The organism is Rhodoferax sp. GW821-FHT07G04, from assembly GCF_059418585.1.
The window spans coordinates 119,532-138,217 of sequence record NZ_JBWKQD010000007.1 but is presented as its reverse complement, the minus strand read 5'-3'; the positions used below and the strand labels follow the sequence as shown (position 1 = coordinate 138,217).

Genomic DNA, 18,686 nt, shown 5'->3' with positions numbered 1-18,686 from the left:
ACATGGGGCAAACACGGAGTCCCTAGGAGGGGTGTGCAGGACCTGGCGATACGCGCCTTACATTTCCTTACAATCCAACCCTTTCACCCCCACCGCGCACTGCGCCCTGATGCATGCAAGAAGACACCTCCCAGTTGTCGACCGCACTGAAGCGCCAGTTGGCCGGCATCCGCGATGCGCTGGCCAACCGCCTGGTGCGCGGCGTCTTCTGGATCGGCGTGCTGGTGGTGCCCTTGTCGCTGTCGCGCTCGGTGGTGACGGGTTGGCTGCCGATCTACAACCTGCACCTGTCGATGGGGGCCTTGTACATCGCGCTGGTGCTGGCACGCCGGCAACTGCCCACCTGGTTGAAGGCGGGTGCCGTCGTGGGCACGCTCTTTATCGTAGGGGTGGCGGGTGTGCTCAACCTGGGGCTGGCAGCCCCCTCGATGTGGTGGCTGATGGGTGGCCTCGTCGTGGCCAATGTGCTGTTTCCTGCGCGGGGTGCACGGGCGCTGATGCTGCTGGCCGCGGTTGCCATGGTCGGTGCGGCCGTGGGCTTCAGCACCGGCTGGCTGACGCTGTCCGTCGACCTGAACGCCTATATGCGCGAGCCCAGGGCCTGGGCCACATTGCTCATCGGCACGGGCGGCTTTGTGCTCGTGGTGTTCCAGGCCGTGTCGCTGTACAACCGCTCGGTGTCGCTGGCGGTGGAGCACGCGATGCTGCAATGGGTCGATGGCCTGCCGCTGGGTGTGCTGGTGCTGGACGTGGATGGCCGGGTGCACTATGGCAACCAACGCCTGGAAGAGGTGCTGGGCTTTGACATCGTAGAACAGGGCAAGAAGCTGACGGGCCACGCGCCCATCAATGTGTTCGACCTGATCGGCGGCACGGTGGCCGGCACCGGCAAGCGCTTCCCGGCGGGCCTGCACCCGCTGTTCCGCGCCATGCACGGCGAAGAAAGCAATGTCGAAGACCTGGAGATCAAGGTGCGCGGCGAGCCCCGGCATTTCCGCGTCACCGGGCGCGCGGTGCGCAATGCCGAGGATGAACTGGTCTACGCCGTGGGCACCTTTGAAGACATCACCGAGCGCAAGCGCGGCGAGATGGAGCTGCAGCGCACGCGCGAGCGGGCCGATTCGGCCAGCCGCGCCAAGGGCCAGTTGCTGGCCAATATGAGCCGCGAAATGCGCACCCCCATCGACACCCAGTTGGGCCTGCTGCAACTGCTGCGGCGCACCGAACTGAACGAGCGACAGCAGGAGTATGTGACCCGCGTGGACGCCCAGTCGCGCAGCCTGCTGGCCACCGTCAACGATGTGCTGGACTACGCCGAGAGCGCCTCGGGCAAGCTGGTGTTGGTGCCGCGGCCGTTCCACGTCGACCTGCTGCTGGCCGAACTGCAACAGCGCCTGCTGACCCAGATCGGTGAAAAGCCGGTGGAGGTGCGCATCCGTTGCGACCCACAGATACCCGCCGAGCTGTATGGCGACGACGCGCGCCTGCTGCAGGTGCTGGGCAATCTGGGGGACAACGCGGTCAAATTCACCGCCACAGGCACGGTGGAGTTGGAGGTGCAATTGAAAGAACGGGCCATGGATTCGGTGCTGCTGGAGTTCGCCGTGCGCGACACCGGCATGGGCATCGCCCCACGCGATCGGCACCGTGTGTTCTCGGGCTTCTTCCAGGCCGAGACTCCGGGTGTGCAGCGCCCGGGCGGCGCTGGCGTGGGGCTGGCCGTGGCCGACCGCCTGGTGCGGCTGATGGGCAGCTCCATTGCCGTCAGCAGCACGCTGGGGCAGGGCAGTGTGTTCAGCTTCCCGCTGCGGGTGCTGCTGAAGCCTGAGGAGCAGGACCGGCCGCTGTACCCGGATATGCTGGACGGGGGTTGACTTGGTGGGTCGGGAATATCATTGCTACCAAATCAGTAGCTACAATATTAGATTTGACGAGGGCTAGCGGCCCATTTTATAAAAAATCTCTCGAGATACCTGCCATGAAACCCAATATGGGGTTTTATGGTGATCAGGCCGTCAGGCGCTCCAGTGCTTCCTGGTATTTGGCTGCGGTCTTGGCGATCACGTCATTGGGCACACGCGGCGCGGGCGGCGTCTTGCTCCAGGGCTTGCCATCCACCACCGCCTGCTCCAGCCAGTCGCGCACAAACTGCTTGTCGTAGCTGGGCGGGTTGGTGCCGACGTTGTAGCTCTCCACCGGCCAGTAGCGCGATGAATCCGGTGTCAGCACCTCGTCCATCAGCGTCAATGTTCCGTCGGTGTCCAGGCCAAACTCGAACTTGGTGTCGGCAATGATGATGCCCTTGGTCAGTGCGAACTCGGCTGCGGCCTTGTAGATGGCGATGCTGATGTCGCGGATGCGGGTAGCCAGGTCCAGGCCGATGATCTCCACCGTCTTCTCGAAGGTGATGTTCTCGTCATGGTCACCCACCGCGGCCTTGGCGGCAGGGGTGTAGATGGGCTCGGGCAGCTTGGACGCGTTTTGCAAACCGGCGGGCAGCTTCACGCCGCAGACGGCGCCGCCCTCCTGGTATTCCTTCCAGCCGCTGCCGGCCAGGTAGCCGCGCACCACGGCTTCAATCTGGATGGGCTTCAGGCGCTTGACCAGCATGGAACGGCCTTCGACCTGGGCCACCTCGTCAGGCTGCACCGCGCTCTCGGGCGCGTCGCCGGTCAGGTGGATGGGGCAGAGGTTCAAGCCCTTGGGGCCTAGCTTGTCGAACCAGAACAGCGCCATCTGCGTCAGCAACTTGCCCTTGCCCGGAATGGGTTCGCCCATGATGACGTCAAAGGCGCTCAAGCGGTCACTGGCCACCATCAGGATGCGGTCGTCGCCAACGGCATAGTTGTCACGCACCTTGCCACGGGCAAGCAGGGGCAGGGAGTGCAGGGCGGAGGTGTGGACGGTGGAGCTCATGGTGCAACGCGAAAGGGACAACGACAAATGGAAAAGGCCCGTTGAACAGTCAACGGGCCTTACAAACTATTCCAGTCAATTATCGCTTATTGCACCACTTGGGCCAGCTCGCCCTTGGCGTAGCGGGTGGCCATGACGGACAGGCTGTCGCCCTTGACCTTGGCGCCCTGGCCTTCGCAGCCGAACTCGATGTAGCGCTGCTTGCAGATGGCCTTGGCCGCTTCGCGGGCGGGCTTGAGCCACTCGCGGGCGTCGAACTTGTCGGGGTTTTCAAACAGGAACTTGCGCACCGCGCCGGTCATGGCCAGGCGGATGTCGGTGTCGATGTTGATCTTGCGCACGCCGTGCTTGATGGCTTCCTGGACTTCTTCCACCGGCACGCCGTAGGTTTCCTTCATCTTGCCGCCGTACTGGTTGATGATGGCCAGCAGATCGGCCGGCACGGCGGAGGAGCCATGCATCACCAGGTGGGTGTTGGGGATGCGGGCGTGGATTTCCTTGACGCGGCTGATGGCCAGGATGTCGCCCGTGGGCTTGCGGCTGAACTTGTAGGCGCCGTGGCTGGTGCCGATGGCAATGGCCAGTGCGTCCAGTTGGGTGGCCTTGACGAAGGTGGCGGCTTCCTCGGGGTCGGTCAGCATTTGGCTGTGGTCCAGCTTGCCTTCGGCGCCGATGCCGTCTTCCTCGCCGGCCTCACCGGTTTCCAGGTTGCCCAGGCAGCCGAGCTCGCCTTCGACGGTGACGCCGCTCTTGTGCGCCATGTCGACGACCTTGCGGGTCACGTCGACGTTGTAGTCAAAGCTGGCGGGCGTCTTGCCGTCTTCCATCAGCGAACCGTCCATCATCACCGAGCCAAAGCCCAGGCCGATGGCGCCTTCGCAAACCTTGGGGCTGGTGCCGTGGTCCTGGTGCATGACCAGGGGGATGTGGGGATAGGCTTCGCAGGCGGCCTGGATCAGGTGCTTGATGAAGGGCTCACCCGCGTATTTGCGGGCGCCGGCGCTGGCCTGCAGGATGACCGGTGCACCCACCTCGTCGGCGGCCGACATGACGGCCTGGACCTGTTCCAGGTTGTTGACGTTGAAGGCTGGAATGCCGTAGCCGTTGGCGGCTGCGTGGTCCAGCAGTTCGCGCATTGAGACGAGTGCCATAGTGAAATCCCCAGGGAAGTTGGTAACCGCTTGGTAACTTGTACCGATCGGCGGATTTTAACTGGCTAGGACTTTTGGGTTTTGTTGCGCGCGCTGGAAGGGGGAGCGGATGACTGTTTCACTCTCGCCGCAGCCCTGCGCATGGGGTGGGTACCAGAGTGAGGTAAAGGAGGAGGACCTGCTTGCAGGTCCGGGGGACACGAACGGCGGTACCCACCCCATGCGTAGGGCGGGTACAGCAAAACTAAGCAGGTTTAAAAGGCCTCACCCAACCTGGCAGATCTTCAGCATATTGGTGCCGCCAGGCGACCCCATGGGCTCCCCGCAGGTGATGGCATACACGTCGCCCTTTTGCACAATGCTGCGGCTCTTCAGATGCCCTTCAGCCTGCAAGAGCGCGGTGTCGCGGTCGGCGCTGGTGTCCATCAACAGGGGGCGCACATTGCGGTACAGCGCCATCTTGCGCTGCGTGGCCACCTTGGGGGTCAGGGCGTAGATCGGCACGCGGATCAGGTGGCGGCTCATCCACAGCGCGGTGGAGCCGCTGTCGGTCATGGCCACGATGGCCTTGGCGCCCAGGTGGTGGGCGGTGAACAGCGCGCCCATGGCGATGGTCTGGTCGATGCGCTGGAAGGTCTTGCCCGTGAAGTCGGCCTCCAGTTCAAAGTGCTCATGGCCTTCGGCAGCCTGGCAGATCTTGGCCATTTCCTGGATGGTTTCCAGCGGGTACTTGCCGGCGGCGGTCTCGGCCGACAGCATCACGGCGTCGGTGCCGTCCAGCACGGCATTGGCCACGTCGCTGACCTCGGCGCGGGTGGGCACCGGGTTGGTGATCATGGATTCCATCATCTGGGTCGCGGTGATGACCACGCGGTCGTGCTCGCGGGCCAGGTTGATCATGCGCTTTTGCAGACCGGGAACGATGGCGTTGCCCACTTCCACCGCCAGGTCGCCGCGGGCGACCATGATGCCGTCGCTGGCCAGCAAGATTTCCAGCAGCTTAGGGATGGCTTCAGCCCGTTCGATCTTGGCGATCAAGCCAGGCTTGTGGTTGTATTCGGCCGCCGCCACATTGCACAGCTGGCGCGCCATCTCCATGTCGGTAGCATTCTTGGGGAAACTGACCGCCACATAGTCGGCCTGGAAGCTCATCGCGGTGCGGATGTCTTCCATGTCCTTGCCCGTCAGCGCCGGCGCCGAGAGGCCGCCGCCCTGCTTGTTGATGCCCTTGTTGTTGGACAGTTCGCCACCCAGCTTGACGGTGGTGTAAATGGCCTCGCCCTTGACGGCGTCCACGGTGATGACGATCAGGCCATCGTTGAGCAACAGGATGTCACCAGCCTTGACTTCGCGCGGCAGCGACTTGTAGTCCAGGCCCACGGCCTCGATATCGCCCAGCTCGGTGCGGGCGGCATCCAGAATGAATTTCTGGCCGGGCTCCAGGAAGACCTTGCCTTCGGCGAACTTGCCGACGCGGATCTTGGGCCCTTGCAGGTCGGCCATGATGGCGACTTCGCGACCGGCGCGCTGGGCGGCTTCGCGCACCAGGCGGGCGCGGTCGATGTGGTCCTGCGCCTTGCCGTGGCTGAAATTCAGCCGCACCACGTTGACGCCGGCGCGGATCATCTGCTCCAGCAGTGCGGGATCGCTGGAGGCGGGGCCTAAGGTGGCAACAATCTTGGTGGCGCGGCGTGGCATGCGATGGGTCTCCTCTTATAGTGTGGAAGCCATTTTCACACGGAACCCTAGGCAGAGCGTTACACGGCACCGTCAAGTTTCACCGGGGTTGGCACGGGGCCCAACGCGGCACCACAGCGCGACCAAACACCTGGCTTGGCCCGCAACTGGCCGGGTTTCAGAGGGCATTCACGGATATTCGGTTGGCACAAGCTGTGGTTCAATGGCTGTCCACTACCCGCCCCTGCGACGCATCCTCCGACCCATGACCGTTCTTGACACACCGATGGATGCGCTCTTGGACAGCTCCCATGGCAAGCCCAAGCTGTTGGTCGTGGACGACCAGCCGATCAACATCCAGGTCATGCACCAGGTCTTCGGTGCCGATTACCAGGTCTTCATGGCCACCAGCGGCGCCCAGGCCCTGGCCATCTGCCAAGCCAATCCACCCGATCTGGTGCTGCTGGATGTGGTCATGCCCGGCATGGACGGCTTTGAAGTCTGCGCCCAGCTCAAGGCCCACGACGCCACGCGCAATATCCCGGTCATCTTTGTCACCGCCCACAGCGATGCCGCCCAGGAAACCCATGGCCTGACCGTCGGGGCCGTGGATTTCATCTCCAAACCTGTCAATCCGGCCGTGGTGCGAGCCCGGGTCAAGACCCATCTGACGCTCAAATTCCAGTCCGATCTGCTGCGCAACCTGGTGTTTCTGGACGGGCTGTCGGGTGTCTACAACAGGCGCTATTTCGACCAGCAACTGGGCGTGGAGTGGGGCCGCGCCACCCGCAATGGCACGCCGCTGTCGGTCATCATGGTCGATGTGGACCACTTCAAGCTCTTCAACGACCGCTATGGCCACCAGGCCGGCGACGACTGCCTGCGCCAGATCGCGCAGGCGCTGAAGTCCGGCCTGCGCCGCCCGGCCGACCTGGTCGCCCGCTACGGCGGCGAGGAATTCGCCTGCATACTGCCCGACACCGGCTTCGAGGTGGCGATGGCGATGGCCGCCGACATGGAGCGCAAGGTGCGCGCCCAGAAGATTGCACATGAGTTTTCCCCCTATGGCGGCGTGGTCACTGCCAGCCTGGGCCTGGCCACGCGTGCGGCACAGGCCGCGGGCGACGCCGTTTCCCTGGTGGGTTTGGCCGACGCCCAGCTTTACCAGGCCAAGCAAACAGGGCGCGGCCGGGTCTGCGGCGCCCGGCTGGATAGCACAAGTGCGCCGGAATAAGGCGAAACCTGCGACACTGTGCGTATTCATCCAGACATGAAACATAGCGACTTAACCCGCTCCGCCAGCCTGATTGACCACTTGGTGCAACTCAGTGGTCTGCGCAAGCGTGACGATTTGCTCAGCGGCATCACCCGCGCGCTGTTGGAAACCATCGCTGCGCAAAAGGTTGAGATATTCGGTCTGGTGCATGACGAAAACCGCCAATTCTGGCTGCCGCTGACCCAGGCCTTGCCCGCCGCCAAGGTGCGGTTTGTCACTGACCCCATGCGGGGCGACCCCGACATGATGCAGCCCCTGGACAGCGACCCTCAGCGCCACAAGTGCCTGGACCGCATGGAGGTGGTGGAAACCGCCCCTTCGGCACCCGGCGCCGGGTACATCAGCCGCTTCCCGATGACCGTGGCCGAAGGCGCGACGCTGTGGGGCGTGGCCGAGATCACGTCCAGCCAGGCGCTGAACGCGGCGGACCGCCAGGACGCGATCCGCCTGCTGACCATGTACGGCAATATCCTGGACATGCTGGACTACAGCGAACGCGATGCGCTGACCGGGCTGTGGAACCGCAAGCCCTTTGACGACCTGTTCTACAAAACCCTCAAGCCCACCGAGCAGCAAGAGGCGGACGAGCCCCCCGATGGCGTGGAGCACCGCAACCCCAATGTGCCTTCCAACTATTGGCTGGCCATGGTGGATATTGACCACTTCAAGCAGGTCAATGACACCTATGGCCACCTGATCGGCGACGAAGTCCTGATCCTGGTGGGCCGTCTGCTGAAGACCTCGTTTCGGGCCTATGACCGGGTCTACCGCTTCGGCGGCGAGGAGTTTTTGGTGGTGTTGCGCAGTGCCGACCACGATGCCGCCGTGGCCGCCGTCGAACGCTTTCGCGCCAATATGGCCGCCTATGAATTCCCGCAGGCCGGCACCATCACGGCCAGCGTCGGCGTCACCGAGATCGTGGCCGGCGACTCACCGGCCGCCGCATGCGAGCGGGCCGACCAGGCCGTCTACTACGCCAAACACCATGGCCGCAACCAAGTCTGCAGCGAAGCCGACCTGGTGCGCCGCGGTTTGTTGAAGGTCGACCTCAAGGTCGGCGACGTCGAGTTGTTCTAATCAAACCCAATTTGGGTTTTCTGAAGAGAGTCTTAAAGCTTTTCAGCCTCTAGCCCTCGCCAATATTAGATATACAGCTACCGATTTGGTAGCAGATCAGGCAGCCGCCCGACGCGTCAGCACTTCAAACGCCGGCAGGGTCTTGCCCTCCAGCACTTCCAAAAACGCGCCACCACCGGTGCTGATGTAACCCACCTTGTCTTCAATGCCGTATTTGGCAATGGCGGCCAGCGTGTCGCCACCGCCGGCGATGGAGAAGGCGCTGGATTCGGCAATCGCCTGGGCGATCACCTTGGTGCCGTTCTCAAACGCGGCAAATTCGAACACGCCCACCGGGCCGTTCCAGACAATAGTGCCGGCCTTCTTCAGCTGGTCGGCCAGGGCCTGGGCGGTTTGCGGGCCGATGTCCAAAATCAGGTCATCGTCCGCTACGTCGGTGGCGGCCTTGATGGTGGCGGGCGCATCGGCGGCAAAAGTCTTGGCGGTGACCACGTCGGTGGGGATGGGCACGGCCGCGCCACGGGCCTTCATGGCCTCGATGACGGCCTTGGCTTCCTCCACCAGGTCGGCCTCGGCCAGGCTCTTGCCGATCTTCAGGCCGGCGGCCAGCATGAAGGTATTGGCAATGCCGCCGCCCACGATCAGCTGGTCCACATTGGCAGCCAGGCTCTTCAGGATGGTCAGCTTGGTGGAGACTTTGGAGCCGGCAACGATGGCGACCAGAGGGCGCTTGGGGGCCAGCAGGGCCTTGCTGATCGCGTCCATTTCAGCCGCCAACAACGGGCCGGCGCAGGCAATGGGCGCGAACTGGGCGATGCCGTAGGTGGAAGCTTCGGCGCGGTGGGCGGTGCCAAAGGCGTCGTGCACGAAGATGTCGCACAGCGCGGCCATTTTCTTGGCCAGCTCTTCGTTGTTCTTTTTCTCGCCCTTGTTGACGCGGCAGTTTTCCAGCATCACCAGTTGGCCGGGTTTGACGTCCACGCCGTCGGTCCAGTTGGCCAGCACGGGGATGTCACGCTTCATCAGTTCGCCCATGCGTTTGGCAACGGGAGCCAGCGAGTCTTCAGGCTTGAATTCACCTTCGGTGGGGCGGCCCAGGTGCGAAGTCACCATGACGGCAGCACCAGCGTCCAGCGCCATCTGGATGCAGGGCACGCTAGCGCGCACGCGGGTGTCTTCGGTGATGTTGCCGGCATCGTCCTGCGGCACGTTCAGGTCAGCGCGGATGAAGACGCGCTTGCCAGCAACCTTGCCTTGGGCACACAGATCGGAAAAACGGATGACGTTCATGGTGGGATGGACCTTCAATCAGGGAATTGGAAATGCTGAGCGGGCGCCGTGGGGCGGGCTATGGAGGGATTGTAGAAGAGCGGGTTTTGGCTGGCGGTTACATACTGCCAACAACTGGCATTGAACAGCCACAACGGCCGAATAACCGAACTCCCCACTCCCCCAACCCCTCGCCCCCGTCGGGCGAGGGGAGCCTTTTAACAGCCGATTGGGTTACGTCGCGCCGGCCACGGCGCTACTGGCGGTGCGGCGCGTTACGGGCTGGAGGTGCCACGGCCATGGCGCTGCTGTTGGAGTCAACGGCTGCCGCGCGGGTACTCCCACACTGGCCGCTGCGCGTGCCAGTGGCTCCACGCCACCGTAGCACGAGGTCTCTAGGACAGTTGGTTCAAAACCGTAGTTCGCCAACCCGCAGCGCAACCTCACTGCGGTAATGCCCTAGCCGGAGCGTAATTCCAAAATCGGCTGTTAAAGGCTCCCTCTCGCCCGACGGGGGCGAGAGGGCGGGGGGAGAGTGGGGAGTCCGGATATTTGGCTGTTGACTGTTATGGCAGCTCGCCGTTCCAACCTACCACCCCAACCCAATGTGCAATGGAAGATAAACCGCCATCCCCACAACAATAGTCCCCAACACCACCTGCCCCGCCCCTTTGCGCCAAAAGAAAAACGCCACCCCGGCAGCCGCCGCATACAAGCGCGCATCCCACACCGTGTGGATCAAGATGCCCTGCGTCATCACAATCTCCGGCACGATGACCGCCGCCAATGCCGCAATCGGCGCATACTGCAAACCCCGCTGCGCCCAATGCGGCAGCGTCCAGGGCTTGCTGGAGATAAAAAAGAAGGACCGCGACAACACGCTGACACCGGCCATCAGCACAATGGTCAACAAGGTCCACGGATCGGTCTGGCCGCTGAAGAATTCGCCACCCATGTCAGTGCCCTCCCTCGGAAGAAGACGATGATGCGGTGGCCGGCGGATGGTGCAGCGCCGTCTTTTCCAGCAGCAGGCAAACCACGACCGAGGCCGCAATCGCCACCAAAATATTGAGCTTGAGCGGCAGTGCAAACGCAGCCACGGCGGCCGAACCGGCCACGGCCGCCGAAATCCACCGCAACTTGGTGGACGCCAATGAACACAGCATGCCCAGCAGCGCCAGAATGCCAGCAAAACCGAGCCCCCACTGGGCCGGAATGGCATTGGCCAACACCACGCCCAGGATGCTGAACGAGGTCCAGCTGATCCAGTTCAAGCCGCCATTGCCCACGAGGTAGGCCATTTGGGCCACTCGCTCGTCCACCGTGGCGCCAGGATGGTGGAAGCGTTTGACGAACAGCACGTAGGTCAGATCGCCAGTCAGGTAGCCGGCCAGCAAGCGGTCGCGCAAGGGCAGGTGCATCACATAGCGCCGCATGTGCACGCTGAACACCACAAAGCGCAGGTTCACGCACAGGGCCGTGGCCAAGATCACCCAGATCGGCGCGCCCGCCAAGATCAAGGGAATGGCGGCCAGTTGCGAACTGCCGGCAAAGACGATGGCGGCCATCAGCAAGGCCTCGGCCGTACTCATGCCGGACTTGACCATGGCCACACCAGTCATCAGGCCCCAAGCGGCAATGCCGGTGGCCACGCCCAACATGTCCGCCACGCCCTGGCGAAACTCGGGGTGGCGGAAGGTGGTGCGGTGCAGCAGCATGGGTTTTGTGGAGGGTTTAGCGGGTACTGGCCGGGTTGTCGCCGTCTGTTGGCGCGCGGGGTGGCGGGTCAAACCGCAGACCGGGCTGCAGATCAAAGCCGCGCAGGAAGTCGGCCACTGCCAGGCGTTTACCACCCGGGCGTTGCAGTTCAGTCAGCGTTACTATGGATTGAATAGCAGCCACCTCAATACCGGCGAGGGCTACCGCCACAATCGTTCCAGGCTCCCGGGTTGTAGGGCCATCCGCGGTTTGCGCACCCCAGACCTTGATCACCTCGCCATTGAGCATCGCCGTGGCACCGGGGAAGGGGTTGAAGGCGCGCACGCGCCGGGCTATGGCGGTGGCGTCCTGGTGCCAGTCGATGGCGGCCTCATTTTTTTCGATCTTGTGGGCGTAGGTGATGCCCGCGGAAGGCTGAGGCACGGGCTCCAGCCGCCCGGCGGCCGCCATGTCCAACGCCATGACGACCAGCTCGCCACCCAGCGCCGCCATGCGGTCATGCAGGCTGGCCGTGGTGTCGGTGGGCTCTATGGCCATGCTGCGCACCAACAGCATGTCGCCGGTGTCCAGCCCGGCGTCCATCTGCATGATGGTGATGCCGGTCTCGGTGTCACCTGCTTCGATGGCGCGGTGGATAGGCGCCGCGCCGCGCCAGCGGGGGAGCAGGGAGCCGTGGATATTGAAGCAGCCGAGCTTGCTGTCGGCAGACATGTCATCTAACACCCACTGGGGAAGAATCAATCCGTAGGCAGCGACCACCATCACATCCGCCCGCGCATCGGCAATCGCCTGGCGCGCCGCGGCTGCGTCATCGGGGTATTTGCCATCCAGGCGCAGGCTGCGCGGCTGGGCGACCGGAATGCCGTGCTCGACGGCGTACTGCTTGACAGCCGAGGCCTGCAGCTTCATGCCGCGCCCGGCGGGCCGGTCGGGCTGGCTCAGCACCAGGGCGATGGTGTGGCCACTGGCATGCAGGCGCTCCAGCGCCACGCGGGCGAACTCGGGTGTGCCAGCAAAAATGATCCTCATGCGGTGACTCCGGTTGGGCCGCCAGGCCTCACCGGGCTTCCTCGCGCTGGGCCTTGATCATCTTGGTCTTGATGCGGTTGCGCTTCAGCGGTGACAGGTATTCGACAAACACCTTGCCCAGCAAGTGGTCCATCTCGTGCTGGATGCACACGGCCAGCAGTTCGTTGGCCTCAATGACACGGGGCTTGCCGCTCAGGTCTTGTGCGCGCACATGCACGGCGTCAAAACGTTGCACGCCGTCGTAGATGCCGGGGACTGACAGGCAACCCTCTTCATTCAGGTGGGTTTCGGGGCTGGTCCACACCAGCTCGGGGTTGATCAGCACCAGGGGCTCATCGCGCTCTTCGGACACGTCGATGACGATGACGCGCTCATGCACATCCACCTGGGTGGCCGCCAGGCCTATGCCCTTGGCGTCGTACATGGTCTCCAGCATATTGGCGACCAGGGTCTTGATGCGTTCATCGACAACAGCCACCGGCTTGGCGACTTTGTGGAGTTTGGGGTCGGGGTAGCAGAGGATAGGGAGCAGCATGGGATCAGTTGGGGACAGAGCTTGTGCGCCTCGCGCACCGCGGTCTGTCCCACAAGTATTCAGGAATGTGGCTATTTTCGCCACTTTTAGGCCTTCGCGCACCGGCAACTGGCTAAAAACGTTGCCGAATCAAGGGCTTGAGCGCAAAATCGCGCGTAACTTATCAAGTTCTTCCCTGGAAATGCAGCACGATATGACGACACACCCCAAAGGCGAATCCCCCCTGGCCATCGCCAAGCTAGCCAAGCTGGCTACGCTGACCGCATTGGCCAGTGCCTTGGTGGGCACACCGGGATGGGCGCAAAACTACCCCATCACGGCCGCGCAAAAGGAAACCGCCAAGGCGGTGGCCCAGAAAGGCGTGCCGCTGAGCGAGCTGGCTGCGAACGCGCCCGACCGCTACACCATCAAATCAGGTGACACGCTGTGGGCCATCTCCCGCTTGTACCTGAAGAGCCCCTGGCGCTGGCCCGAGTTGTGGGGCATGAACATCGACGAGATCAAGAACCCGCACCGCATCTACCCCGGTCAAGTCTTGATTCTGGAACGCAAGAACGGCTTGGCAACTCTGCGTCTGGAAGGCAGCAACAGCGGCGAGTCGACCGAGCCGCCCACCGTCAAAGTGGCGCCCCGCACCCGTTACGAGATGCTGTCGGATTTGGCGCTACCCACGCTGCGCTCCAACATCATCGAAGCCTTCCTCGCGGAGCCGGTAGTGGTGGATGAAAGCACCTTGCGCGCGGCACCGCGTATCGTGTCGGCGCTGGAGAGCCGCGTGCTGATCACCCGCGGCGACCGTGTCTATGCGCGCGGCACCGAGGGCACGCCGCTGCTGGATGACCAGCCCAAGGAACAGATCTTCCGCGTGTTCCGCAATGCCACGCCGCTGAAGGACCCCGGCACCGGAGAGGTCCTGGGCTATGAGGCGCAATATGTCGGCCGGGCCGCACTGGCCCGTGGTGAAAGCACGGCCGAGGCTGAAGGCTCCCGCGGCTCCGTCCCGGTTCCGGCCACCATCGACATCATCGGCGCCAAGGAGGAGATGCGCGTCGGCGACCGCCTGCTGCCCGAACCGCCCCGCCAACTGCAGACCTATACGCCCCGCGCGCCCGAAGGCAAGATCGAAGGACGCATCGTGTCGGTCTATGGCCAAGCCGTGGTCAATGCCGGCCAAAATCAGGTCGTGGCCATCAACAAGGGCACGCAAGACGGCATGGAGCCCGGCGTTGTTTTGGCCATCTTGAAGGATGGCGCCCGCATCCTGGACCGCTCCGGTGACAAGCCCACGCAGCTCAAGTTGCCCGATGAGCGCAATGGCTTGCTGATGGTGTTCCGCACCTTCGAGCGGGTGTCCTACGCACTGATCCTGGAAATCACCGACGGCGTGCGCGTCGGAGACCGCCTGGTCAATCCACGCCCTGACGCCCAGTAAGCCCCTCCATTCGCCCTTCGGGGCGGATGTCTTGATCTGCCAGCCCACTAGCTAGCCGCCACACGCCATGGAGCACGCCGAACTCGCCGCGTGGTTGCGCCTGCAATTGACGCCTGGCGTGGGCAATACCAGCGCACGCCAATTGCTGACGGCCTTTGGGCTGCCACAGGGCATATTCGACGCCAGCAGCCGCGCGTTGGAACAGGTTGTCAGCGCCAGGCAGAGCGAAGCCTTGCTGCAAACGCCCCCCGAGTGGCAGGCCCTGCTGGATACCACATGGCAGTGGCTGCAAGCCCGCCCCGAGGCCCACCGCGTGCTGGCGCTGGGCGACCCGGCCTACCCGCAGTCACTCTTGAACATGGAAGACCCGCCCCTGCTGCTCTATGCCATGGGCGCGCCCCAGGCCTGGGAGCCGGGCGGCTTGGCCGATGGCATGGCGCAGGCCATGGCGGTGGTGGGCAGCCGCAATCCCACACCCCAGGGTGCGAGCAATGCGCGCCAGTTTTCACAAGCCCTGGCCCAGGCCGGGTTGACCATCGTGTCGGGTCTGGCGCTGGGTGTGGATGGCGCCGCCCACGAGGGCGCGCTGGCCGGCGCCGCGCCCACGCAGGTGGCCACCATTGCCGTGGTCGGCACGGGCCTGGATCGTGTCTACCCCCGGCAACACCGCGATCTGGCGCACCGCATCGCCCAACACGGCGTGCTACTCAGCGAATACCCCCTGGGCACGCCACCGCTGGCCGCCAACTTTCCGCGGCGCAACCGCATCATCGCCGGCCTGGCCCGTGGCACCCTGGTCGTGGAGGCGGCCTTGCAGTCCGGCTCCCTGATCACTGCGCGTCTGGCCAGCGAGCAGGGCAAGGACGTGTTCGCCATCCCGGGCTCTATCCATTCGACCCAAGCGCGGGGCTGCCATGCGCTGATCAAGCAGGGCGCCAAGCTGGTGGAGAGCGCGCAGGATGTCTTGGAAGAAGTGCCCGCTAGTGCGTTGCGGCCAAATGCTTTTAATTTGATAGCTGATGAAGCAGAAAATACCGGGGCTGGCGGAGTATTGGACAAATGCGACCCGGTACTGGAAGCGCTGGGCTACGACCCCATGGGGCTGGATGCCTTGCAGGCCCGCACTGGCTTGGACACCCCCCATCTGCAGGCCCGGCTGATGGAGCTGGAAATCGCAGGCCAAGTGGCCCGTTTGCCGGGCGGCCTGTTCCAGCAGATCGCGCAGGCCTGAGCGGGAGTCTGAGCTAGGGCTGCCCCCCTTACGGCAACCCGGGTGGGAAAACGAGAAATAGCGGGGAAAGTCTGCCACCGGCGACCGGCGCCATGTTTCTGCGCTATATTGGCCCCATGTTTGAAGTCCTCGTCTTCGTTTACGAAAACTACTACGCGGGGGACAGTTGCCCCGAACCCGAGCACCTGGAGCGCAAGCTCAGCGCCGTCGGGTTTGACGCAGAGGAAATCGCGGATGCCCTGAATTGGCTCAATGGCCTGAATACGGCAGCCCGTGGGTCCAAGGGCTTTGTCGGCACCTCACAACTGGTGCCACCCGAACCCTGGCTGCGCGAACCCTCTCCCACCAGTGTGCGCATCTACCCCGTGGCCGAGCAAAACCATTTGGGTGCTGAATGTCTGGGTTTCATCAGCTTTCTGGAATCGGCGGGCGTTCTGGCCGCCTCCATGCGCGAAGTTGTCATTGAACGGGCTATGGCCGCACCCGGCGCACCGGTATCGCTGGACGATCTGAAGATCATCATCCTGATGGTTTACTGGAGCTTCGGCCAAGAACCGGATGCTCTGGTGCTGGACGAGCTCTGCGACGACAGCACCGAGCGCATCGCCCACTGAATATATCGCCCCCACGCTCCGCCGCTGTGCGGGTCGCTGCCCCCCAAGGGGGCTAAATCCGCTTGGGGCGGCCCGGCGCGGATTTGTTGCCCCCACCAAGCTCCGCCGCTGCGTAGGTCGCCGATCAGGCTGCCATCAACCGCTCGGGATTGGCTTCGATCTTGGACAGGGCGTCGCGGGTCGCGCGCACCGTCAAGGTTTCTTCTTCTTGTGGCAGCAAAAGCCCGGCTTGCAGATAGGCGGCCAGGCGTCCGCCTTGGATCAGGTAGCTCTTGCCCGAACTGGCGGCAAACAGGTTCAGGTGCTTGCGGTCACTGCGCCAGGCAAATTGCACTTGCGTGATCTGGTTGTTGTGGTCCAGCGTGAACCACGAGCCCAGTTGCAACTCTTGCGCCCAGGCGACCATGGCGGCAGTGGGTTTGGAGCCGCCATTGCCCACCACCTCGATCGCCGAGGCGTCGATACCCAGCATCATCTCAATGCTTTCAGAATCCAGCGGCAGGTCGCCCATGCCGTCTTCCGACACGAAATCTTCAAGGCTGCCCAGACGGTGCGCCATGGCATCAATCTTGGCTTGCGGAATTGCCTGGGTCTTGGACAGGAAGGCATCGGCCAGCGTGTCGCTGACCGTCTTGATGTGCACATCCTGCTCGGACGGTGCCATGGCCAGCAGCGTCATACCGGAGCGCAGGCGCAGCAGCAGATTGGGCAGATCCTGGATCACACGTGCACGGTCGGCGCGGTTGGGCTTGGCGCTGGCCGACCACACCAGGTCGGTGGCCGACTTCTTCAATACCAGCGTGTCCTTGTGCTGGGGCCCCTTGCGCACGGCGGCGACAGCCAGCACTTCGGCCCAGACCTTGAACAGGAATTCCCGAATCTCATCCCGCACCGGCATGTCTTTCAACATGTCGCGCATCTCGATGGTGTACTGGATGGCCAGCGTTTCCTTTTGCTCCACCTGCTGCGCCACACTGACCACCTTTTGGGTTACACCCTTCTCGGTCAGGAACTTGGACAGGAATTTCTGAAATTCTTCATAGACGACCTGGTAGACCTTCTTGCCGGTTTCCGGGTACTGCTCGATGACCTGCACGATGCGTTTGATCTCCAGCTCCATGGCATTGCCTTGCACGCCAGCGGAGTCAAAGCCCATAACGCAGGAGCCCATGCGGTCGATCAGCAAACGGGCAGGGTGTGTGGTCGTGCCCAGGAAGTCGGGGTCTTCCAATGCCATGCGCAGAACCGGCATTTGCAGGCGCGCAAACCAGACGCGGATGCCAGGCGGGATACGCTCTTCGGACAAAATGGCCTGGAACATCAGGGCCACGATTTCGATCGTGGCTTTCTCACCCTTGGTCTCGGCCTTTTTCTTCAGCTCGGCAGTCTTCTCACGCAGGTCGGTGGCGACGCGGGCCACACCGGCCGGGCTGTAATCTTCGTAGACGGTCCCGCCCGGGGCGTAACCGCCGACTTGGCCGGGGCGCTGGGGCACCAGTGCAGCGGCGAGGGCCGGCGCAGGTGGCGCATGGTGGTGTTCAGTTCCCATGAAGTCGCCGCCGGCATGGCTGACAAACAGACGCCGGATCTGGCCAATGACACCTTGTGCACGGTTGCGCGCCCGAGCCATCGGCGAGGCGGCCGTCATCATTCGGGTCTCTTCGGACGCCGCATGGGCGTTGCCCATACCTGAGGATTGTTTCCAAAAGGGGGTGGGTGACGACGAGGACGAAGGCGCAGGCCCCGACGTGTGCTCGCCTGCTCCCTGGGCAGGCGCACGCGAACCCCAACCCAGGCGACCACCAAAGAAACCGCCAGAGCGTGCCGGTTGCTGTTCGGCGCCACCACCGTTGTCAGCCTGACCACCGTGGTTGCCCGCATAGCCCTGGTGCGTGCCGCCGCCACCCGGCTGGCCTGCTGGGCCCTGTTGCTGCCCGTAGCCCTGCTGGCCGTAGGCCCCCTGGGAGCCATAGCCACCGCCTTGGCCGAAATCGCCTTGGCCTGTATTGCCGCTGCCCTCTGGGGCTTGTTGCGGTTTGCCAGGCGCCCCCGGTGGCGGGCCTGGTGGTCGGCCGCCCCGCGCGCCCGTTCCCCGCGGGCCCTTGACCCGGTCCTTGAGCTCGATGGTGGGCATTACCCCCTTCTTGATCAGCAGGTCATTGGCGCTGGCATAGGCTGCCTTCAGGCGCTCAATCAGCAGCTTCTGCACCGCCTCATTAACCATGGCCCAGGAATCACCCGGCATGCCGGAATTAGCCCATTGCTCCACCATCAGCAACACCAGCACCTCGGGACGGAACAGGTCGTTGTCGGCCAGCTCCTCAGTGCCTTCCAGAAACTGCATGCGCAGCTTCAGATCTTCCAGCTGAGAGCTGACCTTTTCCATGACGGCCATCACCATGCGGGAGGCCAGAATCTTGTTTTCAACAACCTCGGTGCCCACCAGTTGCAGGCCCATGACCTCAGAGCTGGCGGCTTTCTTCTTTTTATTGGGCGGGTCCAGGCATTCGCGCCAGACCTTCATCGTGCCCTCGATCCACAAAGGCCGGCAGGTCTTGTAGGCCATCCAGATGTCGCGGCGTTCCTGGCTTTCGCGGGCGTTGGACGGTGCGTCCATCAAGGCGGTGATCTGCTCCAACACCGTACCGCCAATCTCGGTCATGGCCTGACCGACTTCTCCCAGAAAACGCTCACGCAACGCCCGGGCAAACTGCTGCCGGGGGGAAAGCGGGGATGAACCGGGTGTGGTGGCCATGGATG

15 protein-coding genes are annotated in these 18,686 nt (G+C 63.6%); 6 read left to right on the top strand and 9 right to left on the bottom strand.

Annotated elements, in window-relative coordinates; translation table 11 throughout:
* Positions 1–113 precede the first annotated feature (113 nt).
* Positions 114–1,874 carry a sensor histidine kinase gene (locus tag AC07OO_RS24760; RefSeq protein ID WP_495084833.1) on the top strand — a complete coding sequence of 587 codons (1,761 nt, stop codon included), beginning with the start codon at positions 114–116 and terminating at the stop codon, positions 1,872–1,874.
* Positions 1,875–2,007: 133 nt separating this feature from the next.
* Here AC07OO_RS24760 and AC07OO_RS24755 read toward each other — a convergent pair whose 3' ends face one another.
* The 3 genes from AC07OO_RS24755 to pyk all read right to left on the bottom strand — a co-directional run bounded on the left by AC07OO_RS24755 (position 2,008) and on the right by pyk (position 5,765).
* Positions 2,008–2,916: a phosphoribosylaminoimidazolesuccinocarboxamide synthase gene (locus AC07OO_RS24755; protein ID WP_495084832.1), complete on the bottom strand. Its 909-nt coding sequence runs from the start codon at positions 2,914–2,916 to the stop codon at positions 2,008–2,010.
* A gap of 86 nt (positions 2,917–3,002) precedes the next feature.
* A complete protein-coding gene (gene fba, locus AC07OO_RS24750; RefSeq protein WP_495084831.1) occupies positions 3,003–4,067 on the bottom strand; it encodes a class II fructose-bisphosphate aldolase in 1,065 nt (354 codons plus the stop codon).
* Positions 4,068–4,331: 264 nt separating this feature from the next.
* Positions 4,332–5,765: a pyruvate kinase gene (gene pyk / locus AC07OO_RS24745; RefSeq protein WP_495084830.1), complete on the bottom strand. Its 1,434-nt coding sequence runs from the start codon at positions 5,763–5,765 to the stop codon at positions 4,332–4,334.
* 244 nt (positions 5,766–6,009) lie between these two features.
* Here pyk and AC07OO_RS24740 point away from each other — a divergent pair, with 244 nt between their 5' ends.
* Entirely contained in the window at positions 6,010–6,978 is a 969-nt protein-coding gene (locus AC07OO_RS24740) for a diguanylate cyclase (protein WP_495084829.1), read from the top strand.
* 36 nt (positions 6,979–7,014) lie between these two features.
* Positions 7,015–8,097: a GGDEF domain-containing protein gene (locus tag AC07OO_RS24735; protein WP_495084828.1), complete on the top strand. Its 1,083-nt coding sequence runs from the start codon at positions 7,015–7,017 to the stop codon at positions 8,095–8,097.
* A gap of 96 nt (positions 8,098–8,193) precedes the next feature.
* Here AC07OO_RS24735 and AC07OO_RS24730 read toward each other — a convergent pair whose 3' ends face one another.
* The 5 genes from AC07OO_RS24730 to def all read right to left on the bottom strand — a co-directional run bounded on the left by AC07OO_RS24730 (position 8,194) and on the right by def (position 12,649).
* Positions 8,194–9,387 carry a phosphoglycerate kinase gene (locus AC07OO_RS24730; RefSeq protein WP_495084827.1) on the bottom strand — a complete coding sequence of 398 codons (1,194 nt, stop codon included), beginning with the start codon at positions 9,385–9,387 and terminating at the stop codon, positions 8,194–8,196.
* 568 nt (positions 9,388–9,955) lie between these two features.
* Complete coding sequence (locus tag AC07OO_RS24725) at positions 9,956–10,321, bottom strand: AzlD domain-containing protein (protein ID WP_495084826.1); 366 nt, start codon at positions 10,319–10,321, stop codon at positions 9,956–9,958.
* Between the two features lies 1 nt (position 10,322).
* Positions 10,323–11,084 (bottom strand): AzlC family ABC transporter permease, encoded by a 762-nt coding sequence (locus AC07OO_RS24720; protein ID WP_495084825.1) that lies wholly within the window; start codon positions 11,082–11,084, stop codon positions 10,323–10,325.
* Positions 11,085–11,100: 16 nt separating this feature from the next.
* Entirely contained in the window at positions 11,101–12,114 is a 1,014-nt protein-coding gene (fmt, locus tag AC07OO_RS24715; protein WP_495084824.1) for a methionyl-tRNA formyltransferase, read from the bottom strand.
* A gap of 28 nt (positions 12,115–12,142) precedes the next feature.
* Positions 12,143–12,649: a peptide deformylase gene (gene def / locus AC07OO_RS24710; RefSeq protein ID WP_495084823.1), complete on the bottom strand. Its 507-nt coding sequence runs from the start codon at positions 12,647–12,649 to the stop codon at positions 12,143–12,145.
* 193 nt (positions 12,650–12,842) lie between these two features.
* On the opposite strand from def, the gene AC07OO_RS24705 reads away from it, so the two are divergent.
* The 3 genes from AC07OO_RS24705 to AC07OO_RS24695 all read left to right on the top strand — a co-directional run bounded on the left by AC07OO_RS24705 (position 12,843) and on the right by AC07OO_RS24695 (position 15,926).
* Positions 12,843–14,081, top strand: coding sequence for a LysM peptidoglycan-binding domain-containing protein (locus AC07OO_RS24705; protein ID WP_495084822.1), 1,239 nt, complete (start codon positions 12,843–12,845; stop codon positions 14,079–14,081).
* Between the two features lie 67 nt (positions 14,082–14,148).
* Positions 14,149–15,312: a DNA-processing protein DprA gene (gene dprA, locus AC07OO_RS24700; protein ID WP_495084821.1), complete on the top strand. Its 1,164-nt coding sequence runs from the start codon at positions 14,149–14,151 to the stop codon at positions 15,310–15,312.
* Positions 15,313–15,428: 116 nt separating this feature from the next.
* Positions 15,429–15,926, top strand: coding sequence for a Smg family protein (locus tag AC07OO_RS24695; protein WP_495084820.1), 498 nt, complete (start codon positions 15,429–15,431; stop codon positions 15,924–15,926).
* Positions 15,927–16,050: 124 nt separating this feature from the next.
* On the opposite strand, the gene AC07OO_RS24690 is transcribed toward AC07OO_RS24695, so the two are convergent.
* On the bottom strand, positions 16,051–18,681 hold the full coding sequence (locus AC07OO_RS24690; RefSeq protein WP_495084819.1) for a DUF1631 family protein: 2,631 nt from the start codon (positions 18,679–18,681) through the stop codon (positions 16,051–16,053).
* Positions 18,682–18,686: the final 5 nt, after the last annotated feature.